Genomic DNA, 18,215 nt, shown 5'->3' with positions numbered 1-18,215 from the left:
TTCGTCGGTCAGGAGCTGCTCGTCGTCCGGATTGGTCATGAAGCCCATCTCCAGCAGCAGGGCCGGGACGTCGGGCGCCAGCAGGACCTCGAAATTGGCGTCGCGGTGGCTGCGGTTCAGCATCGGATGGCCCGAGGCCTCCAGATGGGTCAGCAGGACGCGCGCCGCCTGGGCCGAACGGTTCTGGGTGGCGCGCTGGGTCATGTCCAGCAGGATGCGGTCGACCGTCGGGTCCCGGCCCGGCAGCTGGAGATCGGCATGCCAGCCGTCGCGGCTGGTGGCCTGACGCACGGCGCGCACGGCGCCCTGTTCGGACAGGGTGTAGACGCTGGCGCCGCGCGTGGTGCGGTCGGCGCCCGCATCGGCGTGCAGCGAGATGAACAGGTCGGCTCCGGCCTCGCGGGCCATGGCGACCCGGCGCGAACGGGTGACATAGACGTCGGAGGTGCGGGTCAGCATGACCCGATAGCCGCCGATGCGCTCGATCTCGGTCTTGAGATCCTGGGCCGCCTGCAGCGTCACGGCGCTTTCATTGACGCGCCCGCCCAGGGTTCCGGGATCGTGCCCGCCGTGGCCGGCGTCGATGACGATCAGGGGCCGCTCGCGCCTCTGAGGGGCGGAAACCGTCCGCGGCGGATTGCGCTCGGGCCGGGGGGCCGCGGCCGCGTCGGTGGCCTTCAGGTCGATGACATAGCGATAGTGGGGGATCCCGTCGCCGGGGGGCAGCAGGAAGCGGCGCTCCACCTCGGCGCCGCCGGCCAGCTCCAGCCGCAGCTCCGCGCCGCGGCCGGATCCCTGCATTTCATAGGCGCGCACGAGGCCCAGGCCGCGCCCGCTGACGCCCTGCCCGGCCGAGACACCGGACAGGCTGAGCACCACACGCCCGGCCTCGCCCGACTCACGGACGGAACCGCGGGCGGTCCGCTCCATGTCCACCACGATGCGGGTCCGCTCGGCGTCGCCGCCGAAGCGCACACGCAGCACATCGCCCTGGGCGCCCAGGGCCAGACCGGCCCCCGCCGCCAGAACGGCCACCGCGAAAACGATCAGGGCGGCAAGGATCAACAGGCCGCGACGAACACGGCCTTCTTGTCCAGAAAAGCTCTCGACCATTCGCGACATGCGCGATGCACCCACCAATTAAAGTGTTCTTTCCACCACCATGCCATGCCGTGGTGAGCAACGGGTTAAGGCGGACGGCGCTTTCCATTCGCCCCGCGCATCACTATGCTATGCACGGATCGCTCGCCGCGAAGGCGCGTGAACGGTCCAATTCCGCCTTATCCGACGGGTTTTCCGGACCATCCGGCCGACTCGCTCACCTGAGGCCGATCGCGCCGCGTGCGCACCGGTCTTGGAGCAACGATAACAATCATGGGCCTGACGCCTTCCGTCTCCCCGCAGCCTGACGACGCAGCCGGCGCCACTCGCGCCCGCGTCCGCTCGGCCTTTGGATCGACGCGGGCCATGCCCCTCACACCATATCGGCGAGCCGCTCGCGCCTTCCTGACGGAAGGCCGGGGACCGGCGCGCCCTGGAGATACACTTAATGTCGAAGACAATGCTGATCGATGCGGCGCACGCGGAAGAAACGCGCGTCGCCATCGTGGACGGCCGCCAGGTCGAGGAATTTGATTTTGAATCCAAGGCGCGGCGCCAGCTGCGCGGCAATATCTATCTGGCCAAGGTCACCCGCGTAGAGCCCAGCCTGCAGGCGGCCTTCGTGGAATACGGCGGCAATCGCCACGGCTTCCTGGCCTTCAACGAAATCCATCCGGACTATTACCAGATCCCGGTCGCCGACCGCGAAGCCATCATGGCCGAGACGGACGACGACGGCGACGAGCATCTGGAGCGCGAAAGCGCCGACGACGAGTCCGAGGGCGGCCCCGCCGAGGAAGAGCGCCTGAAGCGTCGCCTGATGCGGCGCTACAAGATCCAGGACGTGATCAAGCGCCGCCAGATCCTGCTGGTGCAGGTGGTCAAGGACGAGCGCGGGGCCAAGGGCGCGGCCCTGACGACATGGCTGTCGCTGGCGGGACGCTACTGCGTGCTGATGCCCAACACCGGCAAGGGCGGCGGCATCAGCCGCAAGATCACCCAGGCCACGGACCGCAAGCGCCTGAAGGCGGCGGCGGCGGCCCTGGAAGTGCCCAAGGGCATGGGCCTGATCATCCGCACGGCCGGCGCCAAGCGCACCAAGGCCGAGATCAAGCGGGACTACGAATATCTGCTGCGCCTGTGGGAGACGATCCGCGAGACGACGCTGAACTCCAACGCGCCCTCGCTGATCTATGAGGAAGAGAACCTGGTCCGCCGCGCGGTGCGCGACATGTTCGACAAGGATTTCGACGGCATCCAGGTCGAGGGCGAGGAAGGCTGGCGCGAGGCGCGGGACTTCATGCGCGTGCTGATGCCCTCCCAAGCCAAGAAGGTGCACCTGTACAAGGGCTCCAGGCCGCTGTTCGCGGCCCAGGGCATCGAGGACATCCTGCACCAGATCCACCAGCCCGTGGTGCCGCTGAAGTCCGGCGGCTATCTGGTGATCAACCAGACCGAGGCCCTGGTGGCCATAGACGTCAACTCCGGGCGCGCCACCAAGGAGCGCAACGTCGAGCAAACGGCCTACAAGACCAATCTTGAGGCGGCTGTGGAGGCCGCCCGCCAGCTGCGTCTGCGCGATCTGGCCGGGCTCGTGGTCATCGACTTCATCGACATGGATGAAGCCAAGAACAACCGGTCGGTCGAGAAGGTCCTCAAGGACGCGCTGTCGACGGACCGGGCCCGCGTCCAGATGGGCAAGATCTCGATCTTCGGCCTGATGGAGATCAGCCGCCAGCGTCGCCGCATCGGCGTGCTGGAAGGCGCCACGGAGGTGTGCCCGCACTGTCAGGGCGCCGGGCGCATCCGGTCGGTGGAGTCCGCCGCCCTGATGGCCCTGCGTCTGGTGGACATCGAGGCGGGCAAGGGCGGCGCCGGGGCGATCAACCTGCGTCTGTGCACGGCCGTGGCCCTGTACGTCCTGAACCACAAGCGCGCCCATCTGAGCCGCCTCGAGGAACAGCGCGGCCTGTTCGTCAACGTGATCGTGGACGACAGCCTGGCCCAGAGCGAACATGTCATCGAGCGCACCGAAACCAACGAGGACTTCGAGCCGCCGTATCAGGACAAGGCCCTGCCCTCGTCCGCCGACGACGTCGATGACCTGGCCGTCGAGGACGACGAGGACGAAGACGAGTACGAGGACGACGACTCCGAAGAGACCGAGGCCCCGGATCAGGTCGGCGGCGAACGGACCGAAACCCGCGACGAGAACGATGGAAACGGCGAAGGCCGCGGCCGTCGCCGTCGCCGGCGCCGGCGTGGCGGACGCGGCGGCGAGGACGATGAGTCCGGCGCCGCTCCGGCCCGCGAGGACGACGCCTTCGAGGCCGCCGGCAATGATGACGAAGGCGGCCGCCGCCGCCGCCGTGGACGCCGTGGCGGCCGCCGCGCCCGTGAAGAAGGCGATCGCGACGCCTACACCTGGGTGCGCGGCCGCACCCCGTCGGTGCAGGATCCCTACGTGTGGTTCAACCCGCTGGACCTGATGGAGGGCGGACATCCCGAACGCAGCGAACAGACCGAACGGCCGGAGCGCGGCGACGAAAGGACCGAAAAGCCCGCGCGGCCGCGCCGCAGCCGGGAGGAAGCCGCCAGGGCGCGCGCAGCGTCGGAAGGCATGACGCCCGAGGAGGCCAAGCCCTACGTGGAGCCGGACACCGTTCCCGCCCCGGTCGCAGACGCCGTCGAAGCGCCCAAGCGCCGGCGCGTTCGCCGCAAGCCCGCCGCCGACGTGGCGGGCGAGGCGCTGGAAGTCACGATCGCCGAACCGGCCGTCGAGGAGGCGCTGGCGGACTCTCCCCAAGCCGCGCCCGAACCGGCGCCGGAGCCAGTCCGGCCGCAGGTGCAGGCCGCGCCTGAGCCGGAACCTGTCGTGGCCCCGGAGCCTGAAGCCAAGGCCGACATCGCCGCGATCATCGAGGCGGACGACGCCCAGATTCAGGCGCCGCCCGCCAAACCCAAACGAGGGTGGTGGCGCCGCTGAGGCGGGGACGCTAGATTGATGCGGGGGCGCGGGGGCTGAAGTCGAGGAGTTCGAACATGGCCTTGCCTCGTCGTCTCGTTTCAGGCGTCGCCGCAGCAGCGGTCCTGGCGACAGGGCTGTTCGCGGCGGATCACGCTTCCGCCCAGTCCATCATCCGTGACACCGAGGTCGAGTCCATCATCCGTGAATGGTCCGACCCGGTGCTGGACGCCATGGGGCTGGAGCCGGATGACGTCACCATCCTGCTGATCAACGACCCGACCCTGAACGCCTTCGCCACGCGCGGGCAGATCATGGGGTTTCACACGGGGCTGATCCTGGAGACCGACAATCCCGGCCAGCTTCTGGGCGTGATCGCCCACGAGGCCGGTCACATCAAGAACCGCCATACCCTGCGTGACGGAGCTTCCGACGCGGGCATGCAACCCTTCCTGGTGTCCATGGCCCTGGGCGCCCTGGCCATCGCGGCGGGCGCGCCGGACGCGGGCGCAGCCCTGTTGGGCAGCTCGGGCTATTTCGGCACCATCGGCGCGCTGCAGTACATGCAGAGCCAGGAAGGCGAGGCTGACCTCACCGGCGCCCAGGCCCTGGACCGCGCGGGCCTGTCGGCGCGGGGCCTGGTGGAGTTCTTCGAGGAATTCCGGGCGCAGGAAGTGTTTTCCGACGCCCGCCGCTATCCCTATTTCCGCAGCCACCCGCTGTCGTCGCGCCGCATCGAGAACCTGCGTCGCCCGGTGGAGAACCTGCCCAACTACAACGCCGCAGAGCCGGAACACTGGGCGGGCCAGCACGCCCTGATGCTGGCCAAGATCGACGCCTTCCTGAATCCGCCCACCCAGACCTTCCGCACCTATCGGGAAAGCGATACGTCCCTGCCCGCCCGCTACGCCCGGGCCATCGCCTGGTATCGCCAGGGGGAGACCCAGCGGGCCGTGGACGCCGTGGACGCCCTGATCGAGGAGGACCCGGAGAATCCCTATTACTGGGAGCTCAAGGGACAGATTCTGTTCGAGGCCGGCTCTCCCGCCGCCGCCGTGCCGGCCCATACGCGCGCAGTGGAGCTGATGCCGGAGGATGCGCCCCTGTTGCGGATCAATCTGGCGCACGCCCTGATCGAGACCCATGACGAGACGGTCCTGGACCGCGCGATCACCGAGCTGCGCCGCGCCACGATCGATGAGCCGAACAATCCCATGGCCTGGCGGCTCATGTCCCAGGCCTATTCGACGCTGGGCATGGAGGGTGAGGCGCGCCTGGCCTCGGCCGAGTTCCACTTCTCCGTCGGCCAGCAGCGGCAGGCGACCCAGTTCGCCCTGCGTGCCCGCGACATGCTCGACCCCGGATCGGTCGAGTGGCGCAGGGCCGTGGACATCGTTCTGGCCTCAGGCGCCAGGCCCGAGGATCTGGACGACCTGGATCGTCGCCAAAGTGAGCGACCCCGGTCCCTTTACGAAGAGGTGACGGCGCGACGCCTGTCACACACGCCCGCGCACCAGCACTGAGCCCCCAGGAGATTTCATGACTGACGACGCCGACCGCCCGGCCACGCCTTCTTCCGACCGCGCCGGCTGGATCCGCGATCCGCGTCTCGGGCTGGCCGCCCTGGGCGTATCCGTGGTCGCGCTGGGGGTCTCGGCCCTGCCCTGGCTGACCGGCGGAGACTTCGACGGCCGGGTGCGCGCCTATCTGCTCAGTCATCCCGAGGTGCTGGAGGAAATGCTTCAGGCGCGGCAGGTCCAGCAGCAGGCGGCTGGAACCGAGGCGATCAACGCGGCCATATCCTCTGATCCCTCCCTGATCGCCCACGATCCGCGCGATCCCGCCGTGGGGCCCGCGCCCGGGCAGGCGGCGGTGACGGTGATCGAGTTCTTCGATTATCGCTGTCCGGGCTGCAAGTCGGTGGCGCCGGGCCTGCTGGCGCTGGTTCAGGCCAATCCCGACGTGCGCTTCGTCTTCAAGGAATGGCCCATTCTGGATCGGCCAGGAGACGAGACCTCAAACTACGCCGCCCGCGCGGCTCTGGCCGCCCACGAGCAGGGTCGGTATCTGGAGGTCCATCAGGCCCTGATGGCCGAGCCGGCGCTGGATGTAGCGGCGGTGGACGAAGTGCTGCAGGAAGCGGGCGTGGATATGAACGCCGCGCGCGCCTTCATCACCTCGCAGGCGGCCGAGGGGCACGTGGGCGACATTCACGAGGCCGCGCGCCAGATGAACCTTCAGGGCACCCCGACTTTCATCGTCAACGGCCGCGCCACCGACGGGATCGATCCGCGTGTGGTGGCCGGGGCCATCGCGGCGGCGCGCGGCGGCTGAAGCCAGACGCGGCGGTCCGGAAAAAAAGCAAAAGGCCCGTGAAGCGATTCACGGGCCTTTCGTCTGGTCATATGCTGGGGGTCAGTGAGCGACGCCGCGCCAGATGCGGCGGTAGCTGGCGTAGGTCAGGCCCCCGAACAGCAGCAGGTAGATCATCACCGCCAGACCGGTGCGCTTGCGCTCCACCGCCCTGGGATCAGACGCCCACGCGATGAAGGCGGCCACGTCGCGCGACATCTGGTCGACGGTCGCCTCGGTCCCGTCGTCAAAGGTCACCTGGCCGGCCCGCAGCGGGTTCGGCATGGCGATGAAGCCGCCGTAGGGCACATGCTCCGGATCGCCGTCCCAGAAGGGCGTCATGTCACCGGCCATATAGGGGTTGTAGTACTGGCCCGAGGCCATGCGCAGACCGGCGGGGGGCTCTTCGTAGCCGGACAGCAGCGAGTAGATGTAGTTGGCGCCGTCGTGTCGGGCCTTGGCCATGACGGACAGGTCAGGCGGGAAGGCGCCGCCGTTGGCCGCAGCGGCGGCCGTGGCGTTCGGATACGGGTTCGGGAAACTGTCGGCAGGCGTGCCCGGACGCAGCACCGCCTCGCCGGTTTCGGAATCGATGTCGGCGATCTCGAACTCGGCGGCCAGGGCGCGCACGAAACGATTGTTGTTGGGATTGCTCTCGTGCGGATCCCAGAACGGCCCGCCCTCTTCCGCCAGGTTGCGGAAGGACAGCAGATCCATGCCGTGACAGGCGGCGCAGACCTCACGGTAGACCTTGTAGCCCCGCTGCAACTGACCCTGATCGAAGGTGCCGAAGGGCCCTTCGAAGCTGAAGTTGCCGGAGCGCGGATGCTTGGCCTCACCCGCTGCGAGCGCGGGCGCGGCGGCGGTCAGGCCCAGGGCCGCGACGGCGGCGACGAGGGCGGCCTTCACGGCCATGCGGGGGGCTTTGGCGACAGGACGCATCATCGCGCTCAACCCTTCTTCTCGGGGTGGGCCTCATCGTGCGAAGGCACGGCAGGCGAAAGGACGGGTTCGGAGATGGAGCTCGGGACCGGCAGCGGCTTCTCCTTCAGCGCCACGAACGGCATGACCAAGAAGAAGGCGAAGTAGTAGAGGGTCGCGAAACGCCCCAGCCACAGGAAGCTGTTCAGGTCGCCGTCATAGACGGTGAAGGTGGAGAAGTTGCCGATCACATGGGCGTCCGGCAGCTCGGCGCCGCACCAGCCCAGGATGAAGCCGTTCACCACGAACAGGACGAACAGCACCTTCATGATCGGACGGTAGCGCATGGAGCGGATGCGGGACCGGTCCAGCCACGGCAGCACGAACAGGATGCCGATGGAGCCGAACATGGCCACCACGCCGCCGAACTTGTCGGGGATGGCTCGCAGGATGGCGTAGAACGGCAGCAGGTACCATTCCGGCACGATATGGGCGGGCGTCACCAGCGGGTTGGCCGGGATGAAGTTGTCGGCGTGGCCCAGGGCGTTCGGATTGAAGAACACGAAGTAGGAGAACAGCAGCAGGAACAGGATGACCGCGAAGCCGTCCTTGACCGTGTAGTACGGGTGGAAAGGCAGGGTGTCCTTGGCCTGGCGCTCCTTGGGGATCAGAATCCCCACCGGGTTGTTCTGACCGGCGTGGTGCAGGGCCCACAGGTGCAGCACCACGCAGCCGGCGATCAGGAACGGCAGCAAATAGTGCAGCGAGAAGAAGCGGTTCAGGGTCGCGTTGTCGATGGCCGGACCGCCCTGCAGCCAGGTCAGGATCGGACCGCCCACCACCGGGATGGAGCCGATCAGATTGGTGATCACCACCGCGCCGTGGAACGACATCTGGCCCCAGGGCAGGACGTAGCCGAGGAAAGCGGTGCCGATCAGCAGGAAGAAGATCAGGCAGCCGACGATCCAGATCATCTCGCGCGGGGCCTTGTACGAGCCGTAGTACAGGCCGCGCAGCATGTGGATGTAGGCCGCGATGAAGAACATCGAGGCGCCGTTGGCGTGGACATAGCGGATCAGCCAGCCCCCGTTCACGTCGCGCATGATGCGTTCGACCGATTCAAAGGCCATCTCGGTGTTGGGCACATAGTGCATGGCCAGCAGGATGCCGGTCACGATCTGGATGCCCAGGCACAGCATCAGGATGCCGCCGAAGGTCCACCAGTAGTTGAGATTCCTGGGGGTCGGCAGGCTCATGTAGTCCGCGCCGAAACGAATGATCGGCAGACGGCTGTCCATCCACCGCTCGAAAGCGGTCTTGGGGACGTAGGTGGATTCGTGGTCGCTCATGATTTCTCTTACGTCCGCGCTCAGCCGATCCGGATCCGGGTGTCGTTCAGATACTCATAGGTCGGGACCACCAGATTGGCGGGCGCCGGGCCCCGGCGGATACGGCCCGAGGTGTCGTAGTGCGACCCGTGGCAAGGGCAGAACCAGCCGCCGAAATCGCCGGTGCCGAAGGTGGGCACGCAGCCCAAGTGCGTACAGGACCCCACCAGCACCAGATACTGCTCATGACCTTCGATCACGCGCTCGGCGTCGGTCTGGGGATCCGGCAGGCCGGCGTTGTCCTCGGCGCGGGCGCGCGCGATCTCGGCCGGGGTGCGGTAGCGCACGAACACCGGCTTGCCCTGCCACTTGATCACGACCTGCTGGCCTTCCTGGACCTTGGTGAGGTCGAACTCGATGGACGCCAGGGCCAGGGTGTCAGCCGCCGGGTTCATGGAATTGATCAGGGGCCAGACGGCCGCGACGCCGGCGCCGGCCGCAGCGGCCCCCGCGGCGATGTGAATGAAATCACGACGGTTCGGGTCTTGCCCGCCGCCTTCAGGATGTCCGCCCGATTCGGCCAACGTCTCACCTCTGCAGAACCCATCGCCGGTCCGGAACGGAACGACGCTGTGGTGCGTAAACCCTGCGGGGTCGTCCAGTCCATGCCTCGGCCCCGATTTGCGGCGGTTCGCCGCAAGTCACTGACGCTTCTATGCGAAGCGTTCGCAATTAAGGCCGCGACAAGGCCCCGCCCCGCGCGTATGAGGGCCTTAGAATGCGTCTCGCCCTTTTTCAACCTGACATTCCCCAGAACGTGGGCGCCTGCATCCGATTGTCGGCCTGTTTCGGGGTGCCGCTGGACGTGATCCGGCCCACGGGCTTCGCCCTGGACGACCGCGCCATGAAGCGCGCGGCCCTGGATTACGGCCCCCTGTCGCACATGACGGTGCATGACGACTGGCAAGCCTATGGCCGCGCCGGACAGCCGGGGCGGCTGATTCTGTTCACGACGAAGGCGGCCCGGGTCATGACCGACTTCGCTTTTCATCCGGAGGATCGCCTGCTGTTCGGGCGGGAGACCGCCGGCGCGCCCGATTTCGTGCATGAGGCGGCGGATGCGCGGCTGTTCATTCCGATTCGCCCCGAGGCCCGCTCCCTGAATCTGGCCACTTCGGCGGCGATCGCCCTGTTCGAGGCGCTGAGACAGACGGGCGGATTGCCGACAGGCTGAAGCGCGCCAGCCTACAGGCCGAAGCGTTGCTCGAAGCGGCCCAGCGCGGCGGCGGGAAGTTTGACCACAAGATGGACGCGGCCGTCGGCGTCGGTGTCGCGGAAAGTGACGCGGCCGTGCTCGTAGAGCCAGGCCAGGGCCTCGCCCTGCCCGGGATCAAGGGTCAGGCGGGTTTCCGGCTCGTCGTCCACCAGGGCGGCGATGGCCTCGCGCAGGGTCTCGATCCCCTCCCCCGTCCAGGCGGAGACGGCGACGGCCTTGCCCTCCTGAAGCTGGCGTGCGGCCTGACCCAGCACGGCCTCGCGGTCCTCGTCGGACAGCAGGTCGATCTTGTTCCAGACCTCCAGCACTCGACGGGTGCGCCCCTCGGGCACGGGGATCTGCTCCAGAACCTGCTCCACGTCGCGGCGCTGGGCCTCTGTGTCGGTGCTGGCGATGTCGCGCACGTGCAGGATCAGGTCGGCCTCGCCCACCTCCTCCAGCGTGGCGCGGAACGCCGCCACCAGTTCGTGGGGCAGATCGGAGATGAAGCCCACCGTATCGGCGATGATGGCCGGGCGTCCCTGCGGCAGGCGGATGGTGCGCTGGGTCGTGTCCAGGGTGGCGAACAGCAGGTCCTTGGCCAGGACCTCCGAGCCGGTCAGGCGGTTGAACAGGGTCGACTTGCCGGCATTGGTGTAGCCCACCAGGGCCACGGACGGGAACGGCACGCGCTTTCTGGCTTTGCGGTGCAGGGCGCGGGTGCGGCGCACGTCCTCCAACTCGGCCTTCAGCTTGTCGATGCGGTCGGCGATCATGCGCCGGTCCAGCTCGATCTGGGTTTCGCCGGGGCCGCCGGTGGAGCCGGTGCCGCCCCGCTGTCGCTCCAGGTGGGTCCAGGTGCGGACCAGCCGCGAGCGTTCGTAGTCCAGACGGGCCAGTTCGACCTGCAGTCGTCCCTCGGCGGTGCGGGCGCGGCGGCCGAAGATCTCGAGGATAAGGCCGGAGCGGTCGATGACCTTGACCTCCCACGCCTTCTCAAGATTGCGCTGCTGGACCGGGGTCAGGGCGTCGTCGATGACCACCACATCGGCCTCGGCGGCGCGGATCAGGGCGGCGATCTCGTCCACCTTGCCCATGCCGAACAGGGTGGCGGGCACGGTGCGGCGCAGGCGCGCCACCTCGGCGGCGCGCACGTCAAGATCCAGGGCGGCGGACAGGCCTACGGCCTCCTCCAGCCGCTCCTCGGCAAGGCGCGAGGACGTCCCGCGCCCGTCGGGGTGAATGACGACGGCGCGCTGGACCTCCGGGGCGTGGTCAATGAATTTGGAGGTCAATCAGTCCTCATCCGCCTCGGGCTCGTACAGCTGCACGGGCGCGGAAGGCATGATGGTGGAAATGGCGTGCTTGTAGACCAGCTGGGACTGGCCGTCGCGACGCAGAAGCACACAGAAGTTGTCGAACCAGGTGACAATGCCCTGCAGCTTCACGCCGTTCACCAGGAAGATGGTCAGCGGGGTCTTGGTCTTGCGGACGCTGTTGAGGAAGGTGTCCTGAAGGTTCTGTCTCTTGTCTTGCGACATGGCCAGGTTTGTCCTGTTCTTTGTTGTTGATCGACCGACGCCGGGGAGGACGTCGGAGACGACGGATACGCCGTGGACTGACCCTAGCCCGCACTCGGGCGCGACGGCAACGATCTAGATAGCCTCGTCGCGGGTCTTGTCCAGATAGAGATCGCGCAGCCGCTTCGCCAGTGGGCCGGGCTTGCCGTCGCCGATCTTCGCCCCGTCGATGCCCACCACCGGCAGGACGAAGGCGGAGGCGGAGGTGACGAAGGCCTCGCGGGCCTGTTTGGCGTCCTCGACGCTGAAGGGGCGCTCGTCGACGGTCAGGCCCTCCTCCCTGACGATCTCCATCAGAGTCTGGCGGGTGATGCCACGCAGGATGTTGGCCTGGATGTCGCGGGTCCTGAGGGCGCCGTCCTTGTCCACGATCCAGGCGTTGTTGGAGGTGCCTTCGGTGATCAGACCCATCTCGTCCACCAGCCAGGCGTCGCCGGCCCCGGCGTCCAGCGCCGCCTGTTTCGCCAGCACGTTGGGCAGCAGTCCCACCGTCTTGATGTCGCACCGGCCCCAGCGGTTGTCCGGCTGGGTCAGGACGGTGATGCCCTTGGCGGCTTTCGCGTCCAGCGCCTCGAAATTCATGGACCTGGCGGTCACGACCACGCTGGGGGGCGTGCCCGGCGGCGGGAACGGGTGGTCACGGCGCGCCGTGCCGCGGGTGACCTGCAGATAGACGATTCCGTCGCGGACCCGGTTTCGTCGCACCGTCTCGCGCAGCACCCGGGTCAGGGCATCGCGGCTCATGGGCGGCTCGATGCGCAGTTCCCCGAGGCTGCGGAACAGGCGCGTCATGTGGCCGTCGAAATCGGCCAGCCGCCCATCGGCCACGGACCAGACCTCGTAGACCCCGTCGGCGAACTGGAAACCCCGGTCCTCCACATGGACCACCGCCTGGCCGTGGGGCCGGTAGACTCCGTTGACGTAAGCGACCCTCGACATCAGTCCCCGTTGCCTTCCTCATCCTCGACGCCGCCGCGCACGGGCGCCACGCCCAGCGACTTCAGCTTCCTGTGCAGCGCCGACCGCTCCATGCCGATGAAGGTGGCGGTGCGCGAGATGTTGCCCCCGAAGCGCATGATCTGGGCGGTCAGATATTCCCGCTCGAACACCTCCCGCGCCTCGCGCAGAGGCAGGGCGATGACCCGCTCGGCGCCCAGGGCGCCGGCCGCACCGGTGTTGGCTACTTCCTGCGGCAGCATGTCGGCCGTGATGGGCTCCGAGGCGTCCCCGGTGGCCAGGATCAGCAGCCGCTCCACATTGTTGCGCAACTGGCGGACGTTGCCGGGCCAGTCGTGGACCTGCAGCACGGCCAGGGCGTCGTCGCTGAGGCTGCGACGGGACAGGCCCTGGGACTCGCACAGGGTGTCGACGAAATAGTTGACCAGCTCGCCGATGTCCTCGCGCCGCTCGGACAGGGGCGGCACGCGGATAGGCACCACGTTGAGGCGGTGGAACAGGTCCTCGCGGAAGCGCCCCTCGGCGATCTCGTGACGCAGGTCGCGCGAGGTGGAGGTGATGACGCGCACATCCACCTGGACATCGGTGTCCCCGCCCACCCGGCGGAAGCGCTGCTCGACCAGAACGCGCAGGATGCGGCTCTGGCTCTCGCGGGGCATGTCGCCCACCTCGTCCAGATAGAGGGTGCCGTTGTGGGCCCGCTCGAACACGCCGATCTTGGAGGGGCGGCCGCCGGCCCCTTCCTCACCGAACAGCTCGACGTCCAGCCGTTCGGGCGTCATGCCCGCAGCGGAGATGGCGACGAACTCGGCGCGGGCGCGGGGGCTGCCGTCGTGAATCTGACGGGCCACAAGCTCCTTGCCCGATCCGGGAGGGCCGGCCACAAGGACGCGGCTGTTGGCCGGGGCCACCTTGGAGATGGTGGAGCGCAACTGCTGGGCCGAGTTGGACGACCCGATCAGGCCCTTGGGCACGAAGGCCCGGGCGCGCAGGCGACGGTTCTCGCGCTTGAGGGTCGAGGCTTCCAGCGCCCGCTCGACGACCAGCACAAGGCGGTCGGACTTGAACGGCTTCTCCAGGAAGTCATAGGCGCCCCGCTTGAGCGCGCTGACGGCGGTCTCGATGTTGCCGTGGCCCGAAATCATGACCACCGGCAGGTCGGCGTCCAGTTCCATGACCAGATCGAGCAGTTCCAGCCCATCCATGCCGCCGCCCTGCATCCAGATGTCCAGAACCAGCAGCGAGGGCTTCCTGGCCTTGATAGCGGCCAGGGCTTCTTCTGAGTTGGACGCAGTCCGCACCGCGTGACCCTCGTCCTCGAGGAGGCCGGAAACCAGATCACGGATGTCGGCCTCGTCATCGACGACCAGAACGTCGGCGCCGCCAGGTGTGACTCGCATGTCGCCTCTCTATTGTTGCGACGCCGCAGGGGCGTCCAATGGGGTTGAGTTCTGAAGGGGGAAGATCATGCAGAAACGCGCGCCCTTCAGGTCCTGCGCGTCCGCCAGCTTCAGTTCGCCGCCGTGGTCCTCACAGATGCGTTTGACGATGGCCAGGCCTAGGCCGGTGCCCTTCTCGCGGGTGGTGACATAGGGCTCGGTCAGGCGGTCGCGATCCTTTTCCGGCAAGCCGACGCCGTCATCCTCGATGATGAAGGTGGCGCGGCCGTCCTCGACCTCCAGCACGGCCGAGACGCCGCCGTCGGCCTTGCGGCCCTGGGTGCGGGCGGCCGCCACGGCCTCCCCGGCGTTCTTGAGCAGATTGGCCAGGGCCTGGCCGACCATGCGGCCGTCGCAGCTGATGACGGCGTCAGGCGGGTCGGCCATGTGAACAGCCACCTCGGGATCCGCGACGCGCTGGGCGAACACGGCCTGACGCAGGAGTTCGGCGGCGTCCTCCGGCGCGAAGCGGGGGGCAGGCATGCGGGCGAAGGAGGAGAACTCGTCCACCATACGGCCGATGTCACCCACCTGCCGGATGATGGTCTCGGTGCAGCGGTCGAAAGTCTCCACATCGTCAGCGACCTGGGACCGGTATTTGCGGCGCAGGCGTTCGGCCGACAGCTGGATGGGAGTCAGGGGGTTCTTGATCTCGTGGGCGATGCGGCGGGCGACATCCTTCCAGGCGGCGTTGCGCTGTGCCGTGACAAGTCGGGTGATGTCGTCGAAGGTCAGCACCATCTCACCGCCCAGTCCGCCCTCGACCCGCACCCGCAGGCGCAGGGTCTCGCCGTCGCGAGTGACGTCGATCTCCTCGTCCACGCGGGCTTCGCCCCGGGCGACCAGATCGCCTAGCTCGGGCGCGACCTTCGCGAGGGCCTTGCCCAGAACTTTCGGCTCCTGGATCGACAGAAGCTGGGTGGCGCTTTCGTTGATGGCGGAGATGCGGCCCTTCCTGTCCAGACCGATGACCCCCGCGCTGACGCCGGACAGCACGGTTTCGATGAACAGGCTGCGGGCCTGGGCGTCCTCGCTGGCGGCGCGCAAGGCCTCCTGCTGCGCCTGAAGGTCGCCGGTCATGCGGTTGAAGGCGCGCGACAGAACCGCGATCTCCTCAGGGTCGGCGCTGGAATCCACCCGCGCCGTCAGATCGCCCTCGGCCACCCGGTCCGCCGCCTGGACAAGCCGGGCCACCGGCCTGGCAATGGCGTTGGCAGCCGACAGGCCCAGCCACACCGCGCCCACCAGCACCAGCAACGCCGTCTCCACATAGCTCAGGGCGAAGGCGGCCTGGATGCGGGCCCGGCTCTCCTCTGCCTCGCGGTAGGCCTCGATGGAGTCCTGGCTGGTGTTCATCTGGGCGATCAGGCCGGGCGCCAGGGGCCGCACCACATAGAGATAGGCGTCACCGTACTCCGGCAGCGGATACAGGATGCGTATGACATCGGGATTCTGGGTCGCCTCCACCGCCGCGTCCTCGCCCGCCGCCGCCACCGCGATGGCGGAACTGGGCGGGGCCAGATAGGGCGGCGCGCTCGCCGTTTCGCCGCGGGCCAGCACCTCGCCCTCACCGTTCAGGATGTAGATAGCCGGATAACCGAAGAATTCAGCCATCTGGGTCAGGGCGTTGGAGAACTGTATGCGGTTGTCGAACACCTGCCGCACCGGTCCGCCCAGTTCGTTCGACATGGTCGCCAGGTCACGCTCCATGTCGGTCTGCACGTCCAGCACATAGGCCCGGCCGATGGAGGCGCCGTTCTCGACGGCGGCGCGCACATTGTTGCTGAACCACTGGTCCACGCCCCGGTTGACCAATACGCCGAAGGCCACCGCGATCAGGATGGCCGGCGCCACGGCCACGAGCGAGAACAGGGTGACGAAGCGCAGGTGCAGACGCGCTCCGGCGTCACGCACCCGCTCGCGCGCCAGATCAAGCACCCGCAGGCCCACAACCAGAGCCAGGAATGCGATCAGAACCAGATTGGCCAGCAGGATGACCAGGACCGCCTGGCTGGCCGCCGCCTGGGCCCCGCCCCGGCCGGAGTCCACGCCCGGCGCAGCCGCCACCAGCCACACGCCCGCCCCCGTCACGAGAGCCGCCACCGCGTACGCCACCCAGAACAGGGCGCGGCCGCGGTTCTGAAGCGTCCAGCCCCACAGGGCGTGCAGCCGTCCGGAGGCCGGTTCGGCCTGGCGCAGATCAAGGGCGCTGTCTGAGGGCGCGCGGTCAGTCATTCTCCCAGACTAGGCCGTGCTGTGACCTGGACTCAACACAAATGTTGCTGAATTACGCCACCAGCCGGACGGCGGGCCGCAACCACAAGTCCCCCAGGGCCGCCTCAACCGCTTCAGGCGTCTCCAGGCGACACAGGCGGGCCTTGGCCTGACGACGCTCTAGCGGACAGCCGGGCCACGGCGCCTGCTCCACGTACCAGCCCAGATGCTTGCGGAACATCTTCAGACCCAGGCCCTCGCCATAGAAGGCCAGGGTCTGGCGGAAATGGTCGAGCACGATGGCCAGACGCAGCGCCGCGTCCGGCTCGGCTGCGGCCGGATCGCCGTTCAGGGCCGCGTCCAGATGAGCGGCCAGCCACGGACGGCCATAGACCCCGCGCCCCAGCATCAGGGCGTCGGCCCCGGACGCCGCCAGCGCCGAACGAGCATCCTCGGGCGTGAGAATGTCGCCATTGACGATGACCGGGATGGAGACCGCGGCCTTCACCTCGCCCACGGCGGTCCAGTCGGCCTGGCCGGTGTAGAACTGCTTGCGGGTGCGGCCGTGGACAGTGACGGCCTGAACCCCGAGCGCCTCGGCCCGGCGGGCCAGCTCGGGTGCGTTGCGGCTGGCGTCGTCCCAGCCCAGACGCATCTTGACCGTGACGGGGCGCGACGTGGCCTTCACCACCGCCTGGATGATGGCGCAAGCCAGATCCAGATCGCGCATCAGGGCCGAGCCCGAGGCGACGCCCGTGACCTCCTTGGCCGGGCAGCCATAGTTCAGGTCGATGATGTCCGCGCCCGCGCGCTCGGCCATGGCGGCGCCTTCAGCCATGCGGCCCGGGTCGCGGCCCACCAGCTGGATGACCGTCAGGGGCAGGCCCTCCCCCACCGCGGCGCGGCGCACCACGTCGGGCCGGGCGCGGGCCAACTCAGCCGCGGCGACCATCTCGGTAGCCACATAGGGCGCGCCCAGCGCCGAGGCCACGCGACGGAACGGCAGGTCCGTGATGCCGGTCATGGGCGCGGTCAGCACCCGGCCGGGCACGGTGACGTCGCCGATCTGAAGCTTGCCGTTCATGGCAGTTGATCTAGAGGCTCAGGCCCGCGCGGTCCATCAGGGCGCGAAAATCCGCCGGAAGCGCCGCCTCGATCGTGAGCGTTTCACCCTCGGGATGGGGGAAGGTCAGCCGGGCGGCATGCAGCATCAGGCGCGGCGCCGCGCCGCCGGAGAAGGTCAGGGCGCCGCCATAGCGCGCATCGCCCACCAGCGGCCGCCCGATGTGCGCCATGTGAACCCGCAGCTGATGCATGCGGCCGGTCAGGGGCTCCAGTTCGATCAGGGCGCCCTGATCGTTGGCGGACAGGGTGCGGTAGCGGGTGCGCGACGGCTGGGCGCCGGGCGTGCCCTCCTCCACCACGCGCATGTGGCTTTCGCGGCCGACCTCCTGACGCAGCAGGTGGGCGTCGATCTCCCCGCCGCGCGGCTCGGGCGCGGCCTCCACAAGCGCCAGATAGGTCTTGCGGAAGCGCTTGGCCTGCAGCGCCTTGCCCAGAAAGGCGGTTGCGGGCTTGGTCTTGCCCGCCAGAATGACGCCGGAGGTGTCGCGGTCCAGCCGGTGCACCAGATCCGGCCGCTTGCCGTTGGACCGGGCGAAGGCCCACAGCAGGTCGTCCAGCGTATGGGCCTGAATGCGTCCGCCCTGACTGGACAGCCCCGAGGGCTTGTCGAAGGCGATCACATGCGCGTCCTCGTGGATGACCCACGAGCGGACGGCGGCGATGTCCTGATCAGACAGGGTGACGGGCGGCTGGAAACTCACGCCCGGGCTTTAGGCCATTCCCGACCGCCCGTCAGCCCTCAGCGCAGAACGCCTTTCTTGCCCATGGTCCAGGCGTACCAGGCCAGGAAGGCGGCGATCACGACGATCACCCACGGCATGTAGCTCATCATCGTCATGTCCGGGGGCAGCGGCGGCGGATTGATGAACTGGCCGTAGATCAGGCTGACGACCGCGCCCAGCAGCGACAGGCCGAAGGCCGGAACCGCCAGCCGGTTGCGCAGCAGAAGCAGGATCGAGCCGATCACCGCGCCCCAGA

The 18,215-nt window shown here is 68.4% G+C and carries 15 protein-coding genes and 1 pseudogene; 4 read left to right on the top strand and 12 right to left on the bottom strand.

The window, feature by feature from the left end:
• On the bottom strand, positions 1–1,122 hold a 1,122-nt coding region (locus C0461_RS09130; protein WP_292106001.1), incomplete at its 3' end, for an N-acetylmuramoyl-L-alanine amidase.
• A 427-nt stretch (positions 1,123–1,549) separates the two neighbouring features.
• Between C0461_RS09130 and C0461_RS09125 the strand changes: the two genes are divergently transcribed.
• From C0461_RS09125 to C0461_RS09115, 3 genes are read left to right on the top strand one after another with little or no spacing between them, the layout of a single operon-like run.
• Positions 1,550–4,087 carry an Rne/Rng family ribonuclease gene (locus C0461_RS09125; RefSeq protein WP_292105999.1) on the top strand — a complete coding sequence of 846 codons (2,538 nt, stop codon included), beginning with the start codon at positions 1,550–1,552 and terminating at the stop codon, positions 4,085–4,087.
• A gap of 56 nt (positions 4,088–4,143) precedes the next feature.
• Positions 4,144–5,589, top strand: coding sequence for a M48 family metalloprotease (locus tag C0461_RS09120; RefSeq protein ID WP_292105996.1), 1,446 nt, complete (start codon positions 4,144–4,146; stop codon positions 5,587–5,589).
• Positions 5,590–5,605: 16 nt separating this feature from the next.
• A complete protein-coding gene (locus C0461_RS09115) occupies positions 5,606–6,400 on the top strand; it encodes a DsbA family protein (protein WP_292105993.1) in 795 nt (264 codons plus the stop codon).
• Between the two features lie 81 nt (positions 6,401–6,481).
• Here C0461_RS09115 and C0461_RS09110 read toward each other — a convergent pair whose 3' ends face one another.
• From C0461_RS09110 to petA, 3 genes are read right to left on the bottom strand one after another with little or no spacing between them, the layout of a single operon-like run.
• A complete protein-coding gene (locus C0461_RS09110) occupies positions 6,482–7,333 on the bottom strand; it encodes a cytochrome c1 (protein WP_292105991.1) in 852 nt (283 codons plus the stop codon).
• A 35-nt stretch (positions 7,334–7,368) separates the two neighbouring features.
• Positions 7,369–8,688 (bottom strand): cytochrome b/b6, encoded by a 1,320-nt coding sequence (locus tag C0461_RS09105; protein ID WP_292105988.1) that lies wholly within the window; start codon positions 8,686–8,688, stop codon positions 7,369–7,371.
• Between the two features lie 20 nt (positions 8,689–8,708).
• Complete coding sequence (gene petA, locus C0461_RS09100; protein ID WP_292105986.1) at positions 8,709–9,251, bottom strand: ubiquinol-cytochrome c reductase iron-sulfur subunit; 543 nt, start codon at positions 9,249–9,251, stop codon at positions 8,709–8,711.
• A gap of 194 nt (positions 9,252–9,445) precedes the next feature.
• On the opposite strand from petA, the gene C0461_RS09095 reads away from it, so the two are divergent.
• Entirely contained in the window at positions 9,446–9,901 is a 456-nt protein-coding gene (locus C0461_RS09095) for a tRNA (cytidine(34)-2'-O)-methyltransferase (RefSeq protein WP_292105985.1), read from the top strand.
• A gap of 11 nt (positions 9,902–9,912) precedes the next feature.
• On the opposite strand, the gene hflX is transcribed toward C0461_RS09095, so the two are convergent.
• From hflX to C0461_RS09055, 8 genes and pseudogenes are all read right to left on the bottom strand, one after another.
• The gene (gene hflX, locus C0461_RS09090) at positions 9,913–11,217 is read right to left on the bottom strand and encodes a GTPase HflX (RefSeq protein ID WP_292105982.1); all 1,305 of its coding nucleotides are present in this window, start codon (positions 11,215–11,217) and stop codon (positions 9,913–9,915) included.
• A complete protein-coding gene (gene hfq / locus C0461_RS09085) occupies positions 11,218–11,463 on the bottom strand; it encodes an RNA chaperone Hfq (RefSeq protein ID WP_013269198.1) in 246 nt (81 codons plus the stop codon).
• A gap of 114 nt (positions 11,464–11,577) precedes the next feature.
• Positions 11,578–12,441 (bottom strand): D-amino-acid transaminase, encoded by an 864-nt coding sequence (locus C0461_RS09080; protein WP_292105979.1) that lies wholly within the window; start codon positions 12,439–12,441, stop codon positions 11,578–11,580.
• A complete protein-coding gene (locus C0461_RS09075) occupies positions 12,441–13,859 on the bottom strand; it encodes a sigma-54 dependent transcriptional regulator (protein ID WP_292105977.1) in 1,419 nt (472 codons plus the stop codon). Before C0461_RS09075 ends, C0461_RS09080 begins: the two co-directional genes overlap by 1 nt.
• Before the next feature lie 9 nt (positions 13,860–13,868).
• On the bottom strand, positions 13,869–16,133 hold the full coding sequence (locus C0461_RS09070; protein WP_292105974.1) for a PAS domain-containing sensor histidine kinase: 2,265 nt from the start codon (positions 16,131–16,133) through the stop codon (positions 13,869–13,871).
• Between the two features lie 52 nt (positions 16,134–16,185).
• Positions 16,186–17,196 (bottom strand): tRNA dihydrouridine synthase DusB, encoded by a 1,011-nt coding sequence (dusB, locus tag C0461_RS09065; RefSeq protein ID WP_292105971.1) that lies wholly within the window; start codon positions 17,194–17,196, stop codon positions 16,186–16,188.
• 10 nt (positions 17,197–17,206) lie between these two features.
• Positions 17,207–17,938: an RluA family pseudouridine synthase gene (locus C0461_RS09060; protein WP_292105968.1), complete on the bottom strand. Its 732-nt coding sequence runs from the start codon at positions 17,936–17,938 to the stop codon at positions 17,207–17,209.
• A 38-nt stretch (positions 17,939–17,976) separates the two neighbouring features.
• A pseudogene (locus C0461_RS09055) lies at positions 17,977–18,215 on the bottom strand (hypothetical protein); the annotation flags it as partial.

Source organism: Brevundimonas sp., assembly GCF_013823285.1.
Classification (GTDB): Bacteria; Pseudomonadota; Alphaproteobacteria; order Caulobacterales; family Caulobacteraceae; genus Brevundimonas.
This window is presented reverse-complemented; position numbering and strand designations above follow the sequence as displayed.

What these genes read in the sequence shown, in the direction of transcription:
- C0461_RS09125 (WP_292105999.1), top strand. Translation starts at nt 1,550, where the DNA reads ATGTCGAAGACAATGCTGATCGATGCGGCGCACGCGGAAGAAACGCGC.
- C0461_RS09120 (WP_292105996.1), top strand. Translation starts at nt 4,144, where the DNA reads ATGGCCTTGCCTCGTCGTCTCGTTTCAGGCGTCGCCGCAGCAGCGGTC.
- C0461_RS09115 (WP_292105993.1), top strand. Translation starts at nt 5,606, where the DNA reads ATGACTGACGACGCCGACCGCCCGGCCACGCCTTCTTCCGACCGCGCC.
- C0461_RS09110 (WP_292105991.1), bottom strand. Translation starts at nt 7,333, where the DNA reads ATGGCCGTGAAGGCCGCCCTCGTCGCCGCCGTCGCGGCCCTGGGCCTG.
- C0461_RS09105 (WP_292105988.1), bottom strand. Translation starts at nt 8,688, where the DNA reads ATGAGCGACCACGAATCCACCTACGTCCCCAAGACCGCTTTCGAGCGG.
- C0461_RS09095 (WP_292105985.1), top strand. Translation starts at nt 9,446, where the DNA reads ATGCGTCTCGCCCTTTTTCAACCTGACATTCCCCAGAACGTGGGCGCC.
- hfq (WP_013269198.1), bottom strand. Translation starts at nt 11,463, where the DNA reads ATGTCGCAAGACAAGAGACAGAACCTTCAGGACACCTTCCTCAACAGC.
- C0461_RS09080 (WP_292105979.1), bottom strand. Translation starts at nt 12,441, where the DNA reads ATGTCGAGGGTCGCTTACGTCAACGGAGTCTACCGGCCCCACGGCCAG.
- C0461_RS09075 (WP_292105977.1), bottom strand. Translation starts at nt 13,859, where the DNA reads ATGCGAGTCACACCTGGCGGCGCCGACGTTCTGGTCGTCGATGACGAG.
- C0461_RS09070 (WP_292105974.1), bottom strand. Translation starts at nt 16,133, where the DNA reads ATGACTGACCGCGCGCCCTCAGACAGCGCCCTTGATCTGCGCCAGGCC.
- dusB (WP_292105971.1), bottom strand. Translation starts at nt 17,196, where the DNA reads ATGAACGGCAAGCTTCAGATCGGCGACGTCACCGTGCCCGGCCGGGTG.